This is a genomic window from Enterococcus sp. S22(2020), from assembly GCF_020295385.1.
GTDB lineage: Bacteria > Bacillota > Bacilli > Lactobacillales > Enterococcaceae > Enterococcus_L > Enterococcus_L dunnyi.
In genome coordinates this window covers 500537-518596 of record NZ_JACFUD010000002.1, presented here as the reverse complement: position 1 = coordinate 518596, position 18060 = coordinate 500537, and the positions used below count along the sequence as shown (strand labels likewise).

Below are 18060 nucleotides of genomic sequence, written 5' to 3'. Positions count from 1 at the left end.
GCTTGTTTATTTTTTTATTTAAAGAAATTTGGTAAATAGGCTTTATGTGCTTCTAATAATTCATCCATCACTTCTTTGGCAACGTCTCCGCTTGTGATCAATGGATTCATCGTGAATGCTTGTAATAACGTTCCATAATCTCCCGTTACTGCCGCTTCGATCGTTAATTCTTCCATAGATTTCATGACTTGCAGCAATCCTCGTTGTTTTGGTTCAAAGCTGCCAAAGTTATATGGAACAGGACCTTTTCCTGTGATCGTACATGTTACTTCAACTGCGCTTTCAGCTGGTAAATCCGTGATCGTTCCGTTATTTCTTGTGCTGACAGTCATTGTTGTACGTTTATCATTGTGGATCGAATTGATGATTTCACAAGCTGCATCACTATAGCGGGCGCCACCGCGCTCTGCAAGTTGTTTTGGTTTGTAGTCTAAGTTTGGATCTTTGTATAATTCAAACAATTCATGCTCGATTTCTTTCACTTTTTCCGCGCGCGTCCCATTGTTTTTGAAGTCTTCTAACTCTTCTGCCAGCATTTTATCTGTATAGTAGTAATAGTTGTGGTACGGGCAAGGAACCATATGTAGATTCTCTACTTGTTCCCAGATCAAATTATTGTCCTTGATATTTGCCACGATCGATTTTGCATCGTCTTGACCATACATGATTTTAATCAGCTCATCTGTGCGGTCTTTTCCATTTTTATCTGTGATCGTATGCCAATGTAAATGATTGATTCCAGCGAATTGGAAGAATAAATCACGGTTTTCCTCCCCTAACAATGCTGCTTCTTCAAAAACGGCATTGACTGGAATATTACATAACCCAACGACTTTGTCCCAATTACCATAACGTAAAACAGCTTCTGTGACCATTCCCGCTGGATTTGTAAAGTTGATCAACCAAGCATTCGGGCATAATTCTTTCATATCTTCAACGATATCTAAAATCACAGGGACGGTTCTCAATGCTTTAAAAATCCCGCCTGCACCATTCGTTTCTTGACCGATCATGCCATGACTTAAAGGAATTCGTTCATCTAAAATACGTGCATCCAATAGTCCTACGCGTAATTGTGTTGTAACAAAATCAGCATCTTTCAATGCTTCACGGCGATCTAATGTTAAATGAACTTCGCAGTCGACACCGGCTGCTTTGACCATTCGTTTAGCCATTTCTCCAACGATTTCTAATTTTTCTTTTCCTGCTTCGATATCTACAAGCCATAATTCACGGACCGGTAATTCGTCGTAACGTTTAATAAATCCTTCAACTAATTCTGGTGTGTAACTTGAACCTCCACCGATCGTTACAATTTTGATTCCTTTTGACATGACCTTCAGCTCCTTAGTAATTTATCTGCTTTCAGTATAGCGTTTCCATGAAAGACCGTATATAGAAATACAAGAAGTCGTTACAGGAATGCAAATAGGTAACTTGTGACATTGTAGTTACGCTGCGTAACAAAAAAAGCATCGAACAGCTGGATCACTCCTGTCCAATACTTTTTCTTCTTTCTTAATCGATCATCATACTCATCAAATGAACATCCAAAAATTCGCCCTCATCTGTTTTAGCGCCCCGTGGCATGATGGCTTCGGTAACAAAACCAATTTTTTCATAAACATGAACAGCGCGTTGATTCCGATGCTGTACGGTTAATTCCAGCCTTCGGATCACATCACTTTCCTTTGCCCAATCGATCAACTCTTCCATCATCAAACTGCCTAAACCAAAGCCCCAGTAATCTTTTAAGATACTGATACCGATTTCTCCGATGTGTTCCATGCGTTTTTTTGCTGATGCTTTCACTGAAGCTGTTCCGATCACTTTGTTATCAGCTAATGCGACCATCAAAACATTATTCTGAGAATCATAGAGATTCCCTAGATTTTCATTCATTTCTTCTATCGTCATCTCCAGTCCTTTTTCATCCATCACTAAAAAAGGCGTTTGGCTGCCAATAATTTTGAGAGCTCGTAAAATCTCTGCAGCATCAGTTGGAATTGCTTCTCGAATCGTAAATTCAACCTCTGTCATTATTTTTCCTCCATTTTTTGCTGGATTCGTACTAAAAATAGTTCAGACCGTCGTCCGAACGCTTGAATCACAAGTTTTCTTTTTTCCAGATTTTCTGAATCTTTTTCAATTGTGATATCCAGATAATCGTCAGGCATAAATTCACCTAAGAGTTTTCCCCATTCAACAACAGATAAACCGTCTCCTTCAAAATACTCCTCTAACCCTAAATCATCCGCGCCATCCTCAATACGGTAAACATCCATATGATATAACGGCAATCGTCCTTCACGATATTCACGAATAATCGTATAGGTAGGACTTTTGATCATCTGCTCTATCCCTAGCCCTAAAGCGATCCCTTTGGTCATCGTTGTTTTCCCCGCACCGAGATCTCCAGAAAGAATGATCGTGTCTCCTGCTCTTGCACTCAAACCAATGAGCTTAGCGATCTCTTCTGTTTCTTTAGGATCATTGATTAAAATCTCCACTTTTTTCACCTGCTTTTCTAACTCGTTGTTCTATCTTTCTATGTAGTGTAGTATACCGAATTATCCTAAAAAAAACTAGAGACCTAAACAAAAACATCCCTCGTTTTGTTTAGCTCTCTAGTTATATAATTAATTCATCAATGATTGTGCTGCAGTGATGATCGATAACTTGTAGATATCTTCTTCATTTGCACCACGAGATAAATCTGAAACAGGTTTGTTCAATCCTTGTAAGATTGGTCCGATCGCTTCAAAGTTACCTAAGCGCTGTGCAATTTTGTAGCCGATGTTTCCTGATTGTAATTCTGGGAAAACAAAGACTGTAGCTTGACCAGCAACTGGTGAATTTGGCGCTTTAAGTTGTGCTACAGAAGCAACATAAGAAGCATCAAATTGTAATTCTCCATCGATTTCCAATTCTGGTGCTAAACTTTTGGCGATTTTAGTCGCTTCAACAACTTTATCAACCTCAGGTGCTTTTGCAGAACCTTTTGTAGAGAAGCTCATCATTGCAACTTTTGGATCGATATCGAATAATTCAGCAGTTTTTGCACTATCAACAGCGATCTCAGCAAGTTCTTGAGCTGTTGGATTTACATTGATCGCACAATCTGCAAAGATATATTTCTCTTGATCGCGTCCGCGAACCATGATCATCGCACCACTTGTACGGCTGATACCTGGTTTTGTTTTGATGATTTGTAATGCAGGGCGAACAGTATCACCTGTTGAGTGGACCGCTCCGCTGACCATACCATCTGCAAGACCCATGTAAGTCAGCATTGTGCCGAAATAATTCACGTCTTTAAGAATCTTACGTGCATCTTCTTCTGTTACTTTACCGTTACGACGTTCAACAAATGATGCAACCATTTCTTCCCATCCTTCATAATTATCAGGATCGATAATAGTGAAGTTTGATGTTTTGATTCCACGAGCATGTGCTGCTTCAACAATGTCTTCTTGCTTTCCGATCAAGATCGGTTCCATTAATTCTTCTGCTTTCAAACGTGCGGCAGCTCCCAAAATACGAGGATCTGTTGCCTCTGGGAAAACAATTTTGATATTGCGGCGAATGACTTTAAATTTTAAGCTATCGAATAATTCCACGATATACCCTCCAATGATTATTTATACAAACTTATCATACACCATTCTTAAAGAAAATAACAGTTATTTCTTGCTGTATTAGTGGAAAAAACACTGATTCTGATATCCTTTTCACAAACTAAGCCATCTGCACTATAACAGATGAGCTCTGTTTTATGACACTGTATCAGGCAACTGCCAGTTGATCGGCGTTTCTCCTAACTGTTCTAATGCTTGATTTGTTTTTGAAAATGGCTTTGAACCAAAGAAGCCACGATGAGCTGCTAAGGGACTTGGATGAGGCGATTTGATAATAATATGTTTATTGGTGTCGATCATCTTGATTTTTTCCTGTGCCGGCTTGCCCCATAAAATAAAGACAATTGGTTTTTCCCACTCATTCAGCTTCTGGATGATTGCATCCGTCAGGTTTTCCCACCCTTGTCCACGATGAGAATAAGCTTGTCCATTTCGAACAGTCAATACAGTGTTTAATAGTAGAACTCCTTGTTTTGCCCAGCTTTCCAAAAAACCATGTGAGACTGGCGGATAGCCCAGATCATCTTGAAGTTCTTTGTAAATATTCATCAATGATGGCGGTGTTCTTACTCCAGGCTGTACTGAAAAACTTAGTCCATGTGCTTGGTTTGGTCCATGATACGGGTCCTGTCCTAATATCACAACTTTGACCTCTTCATACGGCGTCAGCTCAAGGGCTGAATAAATATGATACATATCAGGATAAATGGTTTGGTGACTGTATTCTTGCTTCAAAAATTCACGCAGCTTTAGATAATAGTCTTTACTGAATTCATCCTTTAAAACATCTTGCCAGCTATTATGAATGATTTCTTTCATTAATACTTCTCCTTTAATATAATTCTTTTTTACTGTAATTATTCACTAAGTAAAACGTCTATTCTGCCAACTTTCTTTTACATGATTAGCATAGCGGATTTTATGGGATGTGACAAGAAAATTTTTTCTGCACTGAAATCATAAAAACATGGTAAACTATAGGTAAGTTAAATAAACGAGGTGTAGAAAAATTTATGATTAAATTGATTGCTTCAGACATGGACGGAACATTACTAGATTCAAAAATGGGCATTTCAAAAGACAATGCTTCAGCGATACGCGAGGCAGAACGTCTTGGGATCGAATTTATGGTCGCTACAGGTCGAGCCTATACAGAAGCCAAACCAGCACTGGACGAAGCTGGGATCGAATGTGCGATGATTACTTTGAATGGTGCAAAAGTCTTTGATAAAGCTGGAAACTCACTTTTTACAGCAGGAATCGAAAAGGGAACGACAGCTGAAATCATGGATATCCTAGATGCAAATAATGTATATTTTGAAGTTTCCACCAATAAAGGTATTTTTTCAGCACATCAAGAAAAAAGAATCGAAAATTTTGCCGCCCATATTGCAACGACCATGCCTCATTTGACCTATAAAGTGGCTATTGCGATGGCAGCAGCTCATCTATCTTTACTAGATGTCAATTATATCGAAGACATTCGTTCTCTGCTGGAGCAAAAGGATATAGAGATTTTAAAAATCATCGGTTTCAGTATGGAAGGACCAACCGTTTTAGGACCAACAAGTACTCAAATTAGACAGTTACCTGATCTGGTTGTTACCTCTTCTGCCCAAAACAATATCGAGGTCAATCATAAAAACGCACAAAAGGGCATTGCTGTTGCTCATGTAGCAAAAGACCGCGGTATCTCTGAAAAGGAAGTTATGACGATCGGTGATAATTTTAACGATGTCAGTATGCTTCAATGGGCCGGTGTTAGTTTTGCCATGGGAAATGCAGAACTTGAAGTGAAAGATCACGCCAAATATGTCACATCGACCAACTTGGAAAATGGCGTTGGCGAAGCTATTTTAAGAGCAATCAGAGAAGACTTATAACGTTTCTCTCAGTCAGACAACAATGAAAAGAGGTGAGAGATGGTGTCTGAGTTTTTTATACAAGAACAACAACTAAGCAATATCACGAGAACACTTGTCAAAGATGAAGATGGTAAATCTCTTTACCTACTTGTCGGACGCTGGGGAACTCGAGGCGATGCCCTTTCATTATATGCAATGAGCGGGGAGCTTGTCGCAAGTATCAAACAAACCTCTTTTATGTTCGGTTCACGCTTTGAACTGTATAAAGGCTTTAAAAAAGTCGGTGTTTTACGAAAAATCCTAAACTTAAACGCTGACTTCTACTACATCCAGCACTTACATTGGACTGTCTCAGGTGATATAAAAAATCATCATTACTCCATCTATCAAATGAATCATGAAATCATGGAAATGAGTAAAGCAACTCTTTTTACTGGAGATTACTTCAGCTTGAACGTAGTTGATGATGACGATGCCCCTCTTTGTATTTGTATTGCTGCTGTTCTCGATTACTGGCTATATAATAAAAAAAAGAATAATGGGCGTAAACCAATTATGGGTCTGGGTACCTGTCAGTAGTTTGACACAACTAAAAAAATCAGCGATTTTTACTCGCTGATTTTTTTTTGCATATGATCATATACATGTCCGCTGATCATCATTTCTGCCACATCTTTAAATCCTTTACGGCTATATAATTTTTTCGCATTAGGATTTGCTTTATCTACACTCAATCCAATGATTTCTTTTCCATCTCGTTTAGCGATCTGCGGCAATGCATCTAGTAATTTCGAGCCAATACCTAAACCACGATATTTTTCATTTACTGAAATTGAATCAAGGTACCATTCATTCGGCAATGTTTCAGGATCAACAAAAATCCTAATTTCTTCATCTAAATTATGTTTACGCAAAACCTTCTTCAAAGGTTCATCGATCACTGGTTCATCTTCATTCGGATAACCAAAGGCGATTCCCGCGACTTGTCCCTCATGCTCATACACTAAGCCTCTTTGATACCCATACCGATACGTCGGATCAGCTGAAGCTTCAGCTAAAACAGATAAAATGGTTTCCTCAGGAACAATGTCCAATAATGGCAATTCCATGTCTTTCAAAATAACTAAGATCAACGGAGCAATAGCTTTTCCGTCTTCTTTTGTTGCAAAACGAATCATTGTTATTCCTCTCTTTCTATAAAGCAGTGTACCATTTATGAAAAATTAATGCATTACATTCTATTGCTTTCTAATTTCTTTTAAATAATTACTTGTTTATTTAGTTTCATCTTAACAAAAAAAGACACTTCGAAAAGTGTCTTTACGTTCTTATTGAATCGTAACCTTTACATTGTTTCTACGTCCCCAGTTGATACATTGATCGACTGTTGGGAAATGGACATCAATGATATGACCGTTGATTGCGCCACCAGTATCTCCAGCAACTGCAAAGCCATAACCTTCCACCTCAACAAATGATCCCAATGGAATCACACTTGGATCAACAGCAATTACATTACTATTTGAACGTAAGTCGATCCCAGTAGCCGTGATATAACCAGATCCAGCTTCTCTCCAAGAGTAAGCAGTTGACTGTACATAAAGTACATTGCCTCCTCCTGTATCGCCGCCTCCAGGGTTTGGATGTTCTTCCGATGGCTCAGATGGCGGTGTTACGACTGGCTGTTCTTCACTACTAGAGCTTGAACTGCTGCTTGAATCAGTGGAGCTTGAAGATTCGCTGCTCGTACTTGACGATGCTGCTTCATTAGCTTTTCTCTGTGCTTCTTGAGCTGCTGCTTGCTTTTGGGCTGCTGCTGCTTTTTTCTCATCAGAAATACGTTTTTCTTCTGTTTGCTTTTGACTGGCGATCAACTGTAAAGCTGATTCATTATCCGCTAATTGCTCTTTTAAAGAAGCGACTTGCGCATCCATTGAAGAAGCTTCTTCCTGTAATTTCGCTTCGTTGGTTTGTAGCTCTTCTTGCTTGCTCTTTACAGTTTCTTGAAGATCTTTCAATTTTTCTTTGTCTTTAGACAAACTCTCTATCTTATCTTGTTCAGCATTTTGTAAAGTAGTCATTGCAAATGCCTTATTGAAGAAATCTGAGATATTTTCGGCATCTAGCAATACTTGCCACGTCCGATGTTCCCCGCTCAATTGGATATCTTTCATACGATTTCCAACGACTTCTTTCCGGCGTTCAATGCTTTGCTCTGTTATTGTGATTTCTGCTTCAGAATTTTTGATTGTTTCTTCAGCTTTTGAAATATCTACTTTAAGTTTTTCAATTTCAGCGTATTTTTTATTAACATCATTTAAAGCTGTATTGATATCTTTGCTAAGGGATTCTCCCACTTGTTCAGTCTGTGCTTCTTTTTCGTTCAGATCATCTAATGATTCTGCCAAAGCGCCGACTGGAAATCCCACATTCATAACTAAGATAGCAGCTAAAAACGGCATCAATTTTTTTACTTTCACTGAATCCAACACCTTTCCTAACTAAATCCAACTCTATTCATTATACTAATCAATCACGCCTTTATTATTTCAATACTGTTACAATTTGTTACATTTTAACGAAAATGTCGTTTTCACTGTAATATAACTACTGTAAATCCGTACTAATCTATCCATAAAATATAGACTGAAACCCACTTCTATCTAGCTTTTAGCATTAAATGAAACACAACTCTCTACTGTTATATTTAAACTAGCATTATTTCTTATTTTTTCTATTCTTATTGATAATTTCTTTTACTTCAAATGGATTTTTAATATTTTTCAATGTTAAATTAGGGTAATTTTTAATCCAACGCTTTTGATTGAAGCCAATATGTGAAACTAGCTCGTTGATTGACGGTGTATTTTTCAACTCTTCGATCAAAGAAATGCGTTCATTTGACTTCGCTTTTTTTCGTTCAGTCAATTCTTCTGAAATAGATTCTTTCAGCTCAGAAAGATTTGAAGAAAACTCTGTTCTTTTTTCATTCAATTTAGCTGCCAATTCTTCTTTTCTTTCATCCACTGCTGTACTGAGTTGAGTAGTAACTTTTTTGAAAGCTTGCATGTTGATAAGTGTATAGATCAAATCACTAGTGATCATTATCAATAAAATGATCGGCAGTACCAAACCAAAGTGTTTAGCCAAAAAGCCTTCAAATAGTAGCACTTTCGGGTGAATCACTCGTACGATCAAAACACAGCCGATCCCCCAAAACAACGATACAGGCAAGGCTACACGACCATTTAGGTTCATTGGGACATCCTTATAGTCCCACCATGATGCATGGAAAAGCTTTTCCAATCCATAACTCGTTAGATACTCTAAAATGGTTACCAGAATGGTTGATAAGATGTATAAAAGCACGATATTTTGTTTGAATGGATCTAAAAAATACAGCACACCTAAAATACCAAAACCATAAATAGGGCAATACGGACCGATCAAAAATCCTCGATAAACAAATTTTCCTGCTTTTAATGAGCAATAAACTGTTTCCCATAACCAACCAATAAATGCGTAAATAAAAAATAGTAAAACGACTTTAATAAATTCATCCATAGATGTTCTCCTTCTAATAGTTAGTACTTTCACAATTATTGTAACAAATAAGTACCGATTAAGGCGAGCAACTTTATTTGCTTTCCAGATTGATATAGAATAGAAGAGAAAATCTTTGTTTAGAAATATGATAAGAAACACAGTAAAATTATGAGATATACTTATCAGTACGAGAAATACTACTTTTGCTGTGAAACACAGTTAATAAAAAGTGTTGATTATTCGTGTTATCCAGCTACATGAGCCATTCTCTCGAAAAAAAGACAAAAATAGAGTATGGCAAAAAACGCCGCATTCGATATTTCCTATTTTCTGAGAATCACAAAGAAAGTATTGAGTTGATGTTAAACAGTACAAGGTGTAGCGAAGCGGAATGTTGTTACTTATAACTTAAGGAGGAGTTCTATGTTAGGTTTACTTAGATTTGCTAAAAAATATCGAAAACAGGTCATCCTTGGGCCTTTTTTCAAATTTTTAGAAGCTTGTTTTGAACTGGTCTTGCCTTTGTTTATGGCTCGCTTGGTCGATCAGGGGATTCGAAATAATGATCAGGGTTATGTCTTGCAAATGGCCGGCTGGATGCTTTTGATGTCTATCATTGGTTTGATCTGTGTCATGATTTGTCAATATTATTCTTCGATCGCCTCGCAAGGCTTTGGCACAGAGTTGAGAAATGCGCTCATGAAAAAAATCAATCAGCTCTCTCACGCCGAACTGAATAGTTTCGGTACTGATACCTTGATTACACGCATGACTAACGATATCAATCAACTGCAGCTAGCATTAGCAATGTTGATACGTTTAGTTATTCGAGCTCCTTTTTTAAGTATCGGTTCTGTCATCATGGCTTTTTATATCAATGTTCAGATGGGGTTGATCTTTTTATTGATGCTCCCACTTTTTTGCATTATTCTTTATTTTATTATCAAAACAACTGTTCCATTATATAAGAAAGTTCAAGAAAAACTTGATTTATTAAATCGGCAAATCAGCCAAAACTTAAGCGGTGTTCGTGTAATTCGAGCTTTTTCTAGAAAGCAGACAGAAGAAAAACAGGTCAATAAAGTAACAGATGATCTTGCTTCCATCTATGTACGTGTTTCAAATATTTCCGCCTTATTGACGCCTGCGACCACTCTTGTTATGAATCTTGGCATATTAGCATTGCTTTATCTTGGCGGAATAAAGGTCGAGGTTGGCGGACTGCAACAAGGAGAAGTATTGGCTTTGATCAACTATATGAATCAGATGCTGCTGGCATTGATCGTTGTCTCAAATTTAGTCATTATCTTTACACGAGCTTCTGCTTCTGCTTCAAGAGTCAATGAAGTATTAGCGATCACACCCAGCATTCAAGAAAAAGTATCCAATGAATCTGACGGCCTTTCTTCACAAGGAATCGTCTTCGATCAGGTTTCATTCCGTTATCACCCTGATGCCGGCTTAGCTCTACAGAACATTAATCTGACGATCCCAAAAAATTCAATTTTGGGGATCACTGGACCAACAGGCGGCGGGAAAAGTACACTTACTCAACTGATTCCGCGATTCTATGATACAAGCGAAGGAAATGTCTATGTTGATGATCTAAATGTACGCGACTGGTCTATAGAAAAACTACGCAAAAAAATTGCTCTTACACCTCAAACAGCAGTCTTATTTACTGGAACGATCCGTGAAAATCTCCAGTGGGGCAAAGAAAATGCCACTGATGACGAATGTTGGCAAGCTCTTGCTACGGCTCAATGTAAAGATTTTGTTGAAAATTTAAGCGAGGGTTTAGACACCCTAGTCTATGAAGGCGGAAAGAATTTTTCTGGTGGACAAAAACAACGGCTGACGATTGCTCGGGCTTTGATTCGTAAACCAGATATTTTGATTCTAGATGACTCATTGAGTGCCTTAGATTACCAAACTGACCTAGATTTAAGAACTGCGTTAAAGAAAGACCTGCAAGAAACGACTTTGATCCTGATTTCTCAAAGAATCAGCTCTATTCAACAAGCAGATCAAATCCTAGTCTTAAATAGCGGTAAGCAAGTCGGATTAGGGACACACGAAGAGCTCCTGAATTCTTCTAAAGAATATCAAGAAATTGTCGCTTCACAAGAGGAGGAAAACGGCCATGATGACTAAAAAAAATTCAACTCGTTCTTTTAATCGTTTTCTCCCTTATTTACTAAACTATCCAAAAGAAATAACAGCTGCTACGATTTTAGGTATTTTAAGCGGACTAACGACTGTGTTGATGACTTATTATATGGGAAAATCGATCGACACTATGATAGGTTTAGGCAATGTGGATTTTCACAGATTGTTTTATTTACTTAGCTTGCTTGGCGGCATCTTGATCGTGACAGTCATCAGTCAATGGTTGATCCAGCGTTTAGGTAATCGCGTCGCTTATCTTTCTGTAGCTGAACTTAGAAAAGATGCCTTTGCTCATCTGAATCGCCTGCCGCTCAACTACTATGATCAAAATTCACATGGCAATATCGTCAGCCGTTTTACGAATGACATGGATAATATTTCTGTTGCTTGCTCAGCTGTTTTTAACCAGCTATTCTCAGGAATTTCCGTTGTGATCATTGCCTTCTTTTTCATGTTGAAGCTTAGTCTCCTACTCACGATCGTTGTCCTTGTGTCAACGCCGATCATTTTTCTTGTTAATTGGCTAGTCGCAACCTCTTCACAAAAAAACTTTGCTGAGCAACAAAAAATAGTCGGAGAAATATCCGGATTTGTTTCTGAAATGGTTGGAAATCAAAAAATCGTCAAAGCTTTTCAACAAGAAAACGTTTCTCAGCAACGCTTTGAACAGCTCAATCAACATTTATATGTTCGAGGACAAAAAGCACAGTTTTCTTCTTCGTTAACAAACCCGCTTTCACGTTTTGTCGATCATTTGACTTACTTATCGATCGGTCTTGTTGGTGGATTATTGCTTTTGAATGGCAACCATACTGTAACCGTCGGTGTGATTTCAAGTTTTACGATCTATTCTAGTCAATTTTCAAAACCTTTTATTGAATTATCTGGTATTACCACTCAAATTCAAACGGCTCTAGCTGGACTGGATCGAACGTTTGATATTATTAGCCAGCCCGAAGAAAAGCCAGATGGCGAACATGCTATTATTTTGACTAGTGCAGTAGGAAAAGTTGTTTTTGATCATGTTGATTTCTCCTATACTCCATCTAAACCACTGATCAAAAATTTTAATTTGGTCGCTAACCCAGGTGAAACGATTGCTATCGTAGGTAAAACCGGAGCAGGAAAGTCAACTCTAGTAAATCTGCTGATGCGTTTTTATGATGTAAATAGTGGATCGATTTTAATTGATGGACATCCAATCACACAAATAACGAGAGATAGTTTGCGGAAAAGTTTCGGTATGGTCTTGCAGGATACATGGCTATTTGACAGTACGATCCGTGATAATCTGACTTACGGCAATGCAGACGCAACTGATGAAGAAATCGAGGAAGCCATGAAAAAAGCGTACATCTTTGATTTTGTCACACGTTTGCCACAAGGATTGGATACACTGATCGGTGCAAGCGGCATCAAGATTTCAGAAGGTCAAAGACAATTGATGACAATTGCAAGAACGATGATCAGCAACCCGCCTATGTTGATTCTTGATGAAGCCACTAGTTCAGTCGATACTTTGACAGAGAAAAAGATCCAGGACGCATTTTTGCAAATGATGACTGGTCGTACGAGCTTTGTTATCGCTCATAGATTATCAACAATCAAAAATGCAGATAAAATTTTAGTCATGGATCAAGGAGCAGTCGTTGAGATCGGTAGTCACGACGAACTGATCGAAAAAGAAGATGGTTATTATCATGCATTATACGAAGCTCAATTTAAGAATCAATTGTAATGAATAAAAACCCTTGATCTTTTCTGGGATGTAGAAAAGATCAAGGGTTTTTTTATTTAAAATTTGCTAATGATTTATTCAAAAGTTGTTTATATGGTACTTTATTGCCTAAATAGTAAGTAGCAACTACTTGAATCGGGAAGAAAATAATGTTCTTCAAAATTCTAGGAATCCACCAGGCAATATTTGATAGATTCACCCCATACATCAGTCCCAGCCACAATGGTGTTAAAAATAGATGAATGAGCACTGTTACAAGCAAGGTTGCTGTAAAGACACGTTTCCAAGTCAGCTCCTTTTTATAATAGAAGAAACCGTAAATTGCTCCTGAAATAAACGCATTCAGTGTAAATCCAGGGAAATAAGGTCCCTTTGGAAACAGCATCATGCCAACTGTGTCAGCAACTGCACTGCCGATCCCTGTCCAAAATGGTCCAAACAAAATTCCCATCAATGATTCTGGAATAAATGTCAGACTGATCCGTAAAAATTGGGTCTCAAACGAAATAAACCGTGTGAAAACCACCATCAACGCGATCAATAAACTCATCAACGTAATGGTTCGTGCATCAATTCTTTTTTTCTTCAATACTAGCATCTCCTCTAAGAGCTGCTACACAAAATATGCAGCGAATGCGAAAACAAAACCGCGTATGATCAGAAAAGCCAGCTCGTGCTTCTTTTACCTCATACTTCGTCCGAAAGGCAACATCCCATCCTTTCAGCACTTGACGCTTTATTTCCTACTCTGTTTTTATTAGGCCGAAGCCTACTTGAAATATAGCATATTCCTTACATTACTGCAATCAATTTTGACTAAAAAGAAAGCGGTTTATTATCTGTTTCATGAACAACATTTCTAAAGTCAGCAAAACCGGCTTGAAGTCCTCTTAACAAAATCTCTGCCGTACCGATATTTGTTGCTAAAGGAATCTCATACACATCACTTAATCTGATCAACGCTGTCACATCTGGTTCGTGCGGCTGAGCAGCCAAAGGATCTCTAAGAAAAATAACCATATCGAGCTTGTCCTCTGAAATCATTGCACCGATTTGCTGATCACCGCCTAGAGGACCAGACTTGAATCGATGAACAGGCAGCCCTGTTGCTTCTGAGATTTTCAAACCCGTAGTTCCTGTAGCAAATAATTCATGTTCTTTCAATATAGGCTGATACGCCAAGGTCAATTTGACCATCAAATCTTTTTTACGGTCATGAGCAATCAATGCTATTTTCATTTTTATCCCCCGATTCTCTTCTTTTTACTATTATAACAAAGTCTTTTAATAAAAAGTTAGAGGAATGATCACACGTTTTGTCATAATGACGAAAAAAAGCTTTTTTTCTTGTGCAACCTTCCGTTGAGCATGTACAGCGCTTTCATTTATACTACATTTATACTAAAAGAGAAAAGAGTGACGACGATGGTGGAAATGGCGTTAAAAAATGTCTATAAAAAATATGATAATGCAGAGAATTATTCTGTAACAGATTTTAACTTAGAGATAGCAGACCGTGAATTTATCGTTTTTGTTGGCCCATCCGGCTGTGGAAAATCAACAACCTTGCGTATGATCGCCGGTTTAGAAGATATCACAGAGGGCGAGCTTTCGATCGGAGATAGAGTCGTGAATGATGTTGCACCAAAAGACCGTGACATCGCTATGGTTTTCCAAAACTATGCACTATACCCTCATATGACTGTTTTTGACAATATGGCTTTCGGATTGAAGCTTCGTAAATATGACAAAGCAGAAATCAAAACACGGGTAGAAAATGCTGCCGAAATATTAGGTCTGACAGAATACTTAAAACGCAAACCCGCTGCCTTATCTGGTGGACAACGTCAACGTGTGGCATTAGGTCGTGCCATTGTACGTGATGCAAAAGTCTTCTTGATGGATGAACCTTTATCCAACTTGGATGCAAAACTGCGTGTTGCCATGCGTGCTGAGATTGCTAAACTACACCGCCGTCTGGAAACAACGACGATTTATGTTACACATGACCAAACAGAGGCAATGACGATGGCAGACCGAATCGTTATCATGAAAGATGGTTTTATTCAACAAATCGGAACGCCAAAAGAAGTTTATAATACACCTAGCAACATGTTTGTTGCTGGCTTCATCGGTTCACCTGCAATGAATTTCTTTAAAGTTATATTGAACAATGGCGTGATCCGAGATGGCCATGGACTTGAATTAAAGATTCCAGAAGGAAAAAACAAATTACTCGTTGAAAAAGGCTATGAAGGAAAAGAAGTCATTTTCGGTATTCGACCTGAAGATATCCACAGTGAACAAGTTGCTTTAGACACAATGACTGATGCAGTCGTTCGTTCCGAAGTCGTAGTTTCTGAACTTCTAGGTGCTGAAACAATGCTTTATACTAGACTGGGCGATACAGAATTTATTTCTAAAGTTGATGCGCGTGATTTTCACAAACCAGAAGAAATGGTTGATTTAGCATTCAATATCAGTAAAGCACATTTCTTCGATCCTGAATCAGAACAAGTCATTAAGTTACCTTGATTTTGTGATCGTTAAAATAAAAGGATGAGGTAAAACTATTTTCTAGTTTTACCTCATCCTCTTATTTTTGTCTCCTCAACGCACTTGTACTTCTACTTCTTGGGGAAGAATTTGTTGTTTTTCTTTCTCCATTTTTCTAGCCTGACTAAAAATTGGAAGATCAAATTGTTTGCTTAAAGCATTCGCTACAAAATAAGCAATGTTGTAATCGATCAAGCTATGGATCAACCCGCCCAAACCCATCAATAAAAAGATGGAATACATGTACCCTTGTGTATAGTAGGTTTCCGGCATATTGCCCATCGTATAAAAAACACTTACTACAGCTAATTCCGCTGCAGAATGTATTAAGCCGATCACTAAGTTGAATAATTGAAAACGTCCATTAAAGAAAACAACCTTATGCTTTGATAAAACGATCGTTGGATGCTTCTGTAGATATAACGCACCTACTGTTGCAAATAACAAATGCGAAAGTGCCCGTAAAGCAATGATCGGCGTCGCAGAAAGGAAAAATCCAAAGCCTGTCCCCAAACTAACTGCGATTGCTACACCAGGTGAAAAAAACATTGCTAAGAAAAGCGGGACATGACTTGCTAAGGTAAATGAAGCGGGACCAATCGTGATTCTTGGCATAACCATCGGGATAATGATACCCATTGCCACTAATAATGCTGCGATCGTTAACTGTCTAACTGATTTTTTTTTCATTGTTCTAAGCTCCTTAAAGGTGTCTTGACACATAGAATGAGTTTATTTTACGTGAAAAACCCCAAGGTGTCAAGACACATATGCTGAACAAAAAAACATTCATGATTTCATTAGATCGATCATGAATGTTTTTTAAAGTTTATGCACTTGATTATTTTTTCTTATTTTAGAAAAGCCCTACAATTTTCCCATCAGAATCAACATCGATTTTCTCATAAGCTGGTTTTTTCGGCAAGCCTGGCATAGTCATGATAGTTCCCGTATAGGCAACGATAAATCCAGCTCCTGCGGATATTTTGATATTACTGATAGTAACAGTAAAGTCTGTCGGCCGTCCTAATTTCGTTTGATCATCAGACAGCGAATATTGGGTTTTTGCCATACAAATCGGTAAATGACCGAATCCCAGTTTTTCTAATTTCGCAATTTCACGTTCGGCAAGTGGTTCATACTGCACACCTTTACCACCGTAAACTTTCTCTACGATCGCACTGATTTTCTCTTTGATCGAATACTCATCTGGATAGGTAAAAGAAAAATGATTTTCTTGGTCTGCTAAACGAACAACTTCGCGAGCTAGCTCTTCACCGCCTGCACCACCATTAGCCCAAACATCAGAAAGAACTACGTTTACCTCTCGTTTTTTACATTCTGCTTCAACTAAAGCTAATTCAGCATCTGTATCCGTCGGAAACTTATTGATCGCAACTACTGTTGGTAAGCCAAAAACAGTGGTTGTATTTTCGATATGCTTAAGTAAATTCGGCAAACCTTTTTCCAACGCATCGATGTCTTCTGTTCCCAGTTGATCTTTTGGCACGCCACCATGCATTTTCAATGCGCGAACTGTTGCGACTACAACGACTGCTGAAGGACGAATTCCTGATTTACGGCACTTGATGTCAATGAACTTTTCCGCACCTAGATCTGCACCGAATCCTCCTTCTGTCACAACATAATCTGCCAATTTTCTAGCCGTATTTGTTGCGATCACGCTATTACAGCCATGAGCAATATTAGCAAACGGACCGCCGTGGATCAACGCTGGATTGTTTTCTAACGTCTGAACCAAATTCGGTTTGATGGCATCTTTCAGTAAAGCGGTCATTGCTCCTTGTGCATTCAATTCCCTTACGGTGACTGGTTGATTATCATACGTATAACCAATGATAATATTTGCAAGATTTGTTTTTAGATCTTCAATATCATTCGATAAACATAGTACCGCCATGATTTCTGAAGCAACCGTGATCTCAAAACCATCTTCTCTAGGAACCCCATTCACACGTGCACCCAGCCCGTCAACAATATGTCTCAATTGACGATCATTCATATCTACTGCTCTTTTCCAAGTGATTCTGCGGTTGTCTATGCCCAGCTCATTGCCTTGGAAAATATGATTATCGATGATTGCCGCCAGTAAGTTATTTGCCGCGCCGATCGCATGGAAATCACCTGTAAAATGTAGATTGATGTCTTCCATAGGGATCACCTGAGCATAGCCGCCACCTGCAGCACCACCTTTGATCCCAAAAACAGGACCTAAAGAAGGTTCTCTCAGTGCAATGATCGTCTCTTTGCCAATTCGATTCAACGCATCTCCTAAGCCAACGACAGTCGTTGTTTTTCCTTCGCCTGCTGGTGTTGGTGTGATTGCTGTAACTAAGATGACTTTTCCTTCTTTATTTTGGGAGATCTGATCAACATCGATCTTTGCCTTGTATTTTCCATATAATTCAAACTGATTTTCATTTAATCCAATCTTTTCAGCGATTTCTGTCACTGGTCGCATCGTTGCTTCTTGTGCGATTTCGATATCTGTTTTGACCATTTTGACCCTCCATTTTTTGATTTGATT

17 protein-coding genes and 1 riboswitch are annotated in these 18060 nt (G+C 38.3%); of the genes, 5 read left to right on the top strand and 12 right to left on the bottom strand.

Annotated features, from left to right (window positions below; translation table 11 throughout):
* Positions 1–14 precede the first annotated feature (14 nt).
* The 5 genes from H3T55_RS05310 to H3T55_RS05290 all read right to left on the bottom strand — a co-directional run bounded on the left by H3T55_RS05310 (position 15) and on the right by H3T55_RS05290 (position 4457).
* Positions 15–1334 carry a 6-phospho-beta-glucosidase gene (locus H3T55_RS05310; RefSeq protein ID WP_225533641.1) on the bottom strand — a complete coding sequence of 440 codons (1320 nt, stop codon included), beginning with the start codon at positions 1332–1334 and terminating at the stop codon, positions 15–17.
* Between the two features lie 184 nt (positions 1335–1518).
* On the bottom strand, positions 1519–2040 hold the full coding sequence (locus tag H3T55_RS05305) for a GNAT family N-acetyltransferase (protein WP_225533640.1): 522 nt from the start codon (positions 2038–2040) through the stop codon (positions 1519–1521).
* The gene (tsaE, locus tag H3T55_RS05300) at positions 2040–2498 is read right to left on the bottom strand and encodes a tRNA (adenosine(37)-N6)-threonylcarbamoyltransferase complex ATPase subunit type 1 TsaE (protein WP_412523562.1); all 459 of its coding nucleotides are present in this window, start codon (positions 2496–2498) and stop codon (positions 2040–2042) included. The genes H3T55_RS05305 and tsaE overlap by 1 nt, the downstream gene beginning before the upstream one ends.
* A 141-nt stretch (positions 2499–2639) precedes the next feature.
* Entirely contained in the window at positions 2640–3620 is a 981-nt protein-coding gene (gene pta / locus H3T55_RS05295; RefSeq protein WP_087640987.1) for a phosphate acetyltransferase, read from the bottom strand.
* Positions 3621–3773: 153 nt separating this feature from the next.
* Complete coding sequence (locus H3T55_RS05290; RefSeq protein ID WP_225533638.1) at positions 3774–4457, bottom strand: uracil-DNA glycosylase; 684 nt, start codon at positions 4455–4457, stop codon at positions 3774–3776.
* 194 nt (positions 4458–4651) lie between these two features.
* On the opposite strand from H3T55_RS05290, the gene H3T55_RS05285 reads away from it, so the two are divergent.
* Together H3T55_RS05285 and H3T55_RS05280 are read left to right on the top strand one after the other, a co-directional pair.
* Entirely contained in the window at positions 4652–5521 is an 870-nt protein-coding gene (locus H3T55_RS05285) for a Cof-type HAD-IIB family hydrolase (RefSeq protein ID WP_225533637.1), read from the top strand.
* A gap of 42 nt (positions 5522–5563) precedes the next feature.
* On the top strand, positions 5564–6082 hold the full coding sequence (locus H3T55_RS05280) for an LURP-one-related/scramblase family protein (RefSeq protein WP_225533720.1): 519 nt from the start codon (positions 5564–5566) through the stop codon (positions 6080–6082).
* A gap of 29 nt (positions 6083–6111) precedes the next feature.
* Here the strand turns inward: H3T55_RS05280 and H3T55_RS05275 are convergent, their stop codons facing one another.
* The 3 genes from H3T55_RS05275 to H3T55_RS05265 form a co-directional block, all read right to left on the bottom strand.
* Positions 6112–6681 carry a GNAT family N-acetyltransferase gene (locus H3T55_RS05275; protein ID WP_087640983.1) on the bottom strand — a complete coding sequence of 190 codons (570 nt, stop codon included), beginning with the start codon at positions 6679–6681 and terminating at the stop codon, positions 6112–6114.
* Between the two features lie 150 nt (positions 6682–6831).
* A complete protein-coding gene (locus tag H3T55_RS05270; RefSeq protein WP_225533719.1) occupies positions 6832–7965 on the bottom strand; it encodes a 3D domain-containing protein in 1134 nt (377 codons plus the stop codon).
* A gap of 256 nt (positions 7966–8221) precedes the next feature.
* On the bottom strand, positions 8222–9067 hold the full coding sequence (locus H3T55_RS05265) for a putative ABC transporter permease (protein ID WP_225533636.1): 846 nt from the start codon (positions 9065–9067) through the stop codon (positions 8222–8224).
* 405 nt (positions 9068–9472) lie between these two features.
* Here H3T55_RS05265 and H3T55_RS05260 point away from each other — a divergent pair, with 405 nt between their 5' ends.
* Both H3T55_RS05260 and H3T55_RS05255 read left to right on the top strand, forming a co-directional pair.
* The gene (locus tag H3T55_RS05260) at positions 9473–11203 is read left to right on the top strand and encodes an ABC transporter ATP-binding protein (protein ID WP_225533635.1); all 1731 of its coding nucleotides are present in this window, start codon (positions 9473–9475) and stop codon (positions 11201–11203) included.
* Entirely contained in the window at positions 11193–12956 is a 1764-nt protein-coding gene (locus H3T55_RS05255; protein ID WP_225533634.1) for an ABC transporter ATP-binding protein, read from the top strand. The genes H3T55_RS05260 and H3T55_RS05255 overlap by 11 nt, the downstream gene beginning before the upstream one ends.
* Positions 12957–13008: 52 nt before the next feature.
* Here the strand turns inward: H3T55_RS05255 and H3T55_RS05250 are convergent, their stop codons facing one another.
* Positions 13009–13554, bottom strand: coding sequence for a folate family ECF transporter S component (locus H3T55_RS05250; RefSeq protein WP_176372831.1), 546 nt, complete (start codon positions 13552–13554; stop codon positions 13009–13011).
* Between the two features lie 27 nt (positions 13555–13581).
* Positions 13582–13709: riboswitch (THF riboswitch) on the bottom strand.
* A gap of 63 nt (positions 13710–13772) precedes the next feature.
* Positions 13773–14195, bottom strand: coding sequence for a methylglyoxal synthase (gene mgsA / locus H3T55_RS05245; protein ID WP_087640977.1), 423 nt, complete (start codon positions 14193–14195; stop codon positions 13773–13775).
* 186 nt (positions 14196–14381) lie between these two features.
* Between mgsA and H3T55_RS05240 the strand changes: the two genes are divergently transcribed.
* Positions 14382–15491 (top strand): ABC transporter ATP-binding protein, encoded by a 1110-nt coding sequence (locus H3T55_RS05240; protein ID WP_225533718.1) that lies wholly within the window; start codon positions 14382–14384, stop codon positions 15489–15491.
* Between the two features lie 75 nt (positions 15492–15566).
* Here H3T55_RS05240 and H3T55_RS05235 read toward each other — a convergent pair whose 3' ends face one another.
* Together H3T55_RS05235 and H3T55_RS05230 are read right to left on the bottom strand one after the other, a co-directional pair.
* Positions 15567–16202 carry a hypothetical protein gene (locus H3T55_RS05235; RefSeq protein ID WP_087640975.1) on the bottom strand — a complete coding sequence of 212 codons (636 nt, stop codon included), beginning with the start codon at positions 16200–16202 and terminating at the stop codon, positions 15567–15569.
* Positions 16203–16368: 166 nt separating this feature from the next.
* A complete protein-coding gene (locus tag H3T55_RS05230; protein WP_225533633.1) occupies positions 16369–18033 on the bottom strand; it encodes a formate--tetrahydrofolate ligase in 1665 nt (554 codons plus the stop codon).
* Positions 18034–18060: the final 27 nt, after the last annotated feature.

What these genes read in the sequence shown, in the direction of transcription:
- H3T55_RS05310 (WP_225533641.1), bottom strand. Translation starts at nt 1,334, where the DNA reads ATGTCAAAAGGAATCAAAATTGTAACGATCGGTGGAGGTTCAAGTTAC.
- H3T55_RS05305 (WP_225533640.1), bottom strand. Translation starts at nt 2,040, where the DNA reads ATGACAGAGGTTGAATTTACGATTCGAGAAGCAATTCCAACTGATGCT.
- H3T55_RS05290 (WP_225533638.1), bottom strand. Translation starts at nt 4,457, where the DNA reads ATGAAAGAAATCATTCATAATAGCTGGCAAGATGTTTTAAAGGATGAA.
- H3T55_RS05285 (WP_225533637.1), top strand. Translation starts at nt 4,652, where the DNA reads ATGATTAAATTGATTGCTTCAGACATGGACGGAACATTACTAGATTCA.
- H3T55_RS05275 (WP_087640983.1), bottom strand. Translation starts at nt 6,681, where the DNA reads ATGATTCGTTTTGCAACAAAAGAAGACGGAAAAGCTATTGCTCCGTTG.
- H3T55_RS05270 (WP_225533719.1), bottom strand. Translation starts at nt 7,965, where the DNA reads ATGCCGTTTTTAGCTGCTATCTTAGTTATGAATGTGGGATTTCCAGTC.
- H3T55_RS05265 (WP_225533636.1), bottom strand. Translation starts at nt 9,067, where the DNA reads ATGGATGAATTTATTAAAGTCGTTTTACTATTTTTTATTTACGCATTT.
- H3T55_RS05260 (WP_225533635.1), top strand. Translation starts at nt 9,473, where the DNA reads ATGTTAGGTTTACTTAGATTTGCTAAAAAATATCGAAAACAGGTCATC.
- H3T55_RS05255 (WP_225533634.1), top strand. Translation starts at nt 11,193, where the DNA reads ATGATGACTAAAAAAAATTCAACTCGTTCTTTTAATCGTTTTCTCCCT.
- H3T55_RS05250 (WP_176372831.1), bottom strand. Translation starts at nt 13,554, where the DNA reads ATGCTAGTATTGAAGAAAAAAAGAATTGATGCACGAACCATTACGTTG.
- mgsA (WP_087640977.1), bottom strand. Translation starts at nt 14,195, where the DNA reads ATGAAAATAGCATTGATTGCTCATGACCGTAAAAAAGATTTGATGGTC.
- H3T55_RS05240 (WP_225533718.1), top strand. Translation starts at nt 14,382, where the DNA reads ATGGTGGAAATGGCGTTAAAAAATGTCTATAAAAAATATGATAATGCA.
- H3T55_RS05235 (WP_087640975.1), bottom strand. Translation starts at nt 16,202, where the DNA reads ATGAAAAAAAAATCAGTTAGACAGTTAACGATCGCAGCATTATTAGTG.
- H3T55_RS05230 (WP_225533633.1), bottom strand. Translation starts at nt 18,033, where the DNA reads ATGGTCAAAACAGATATCGAAATCGCACAAGAAGCAACGATGCGACCA.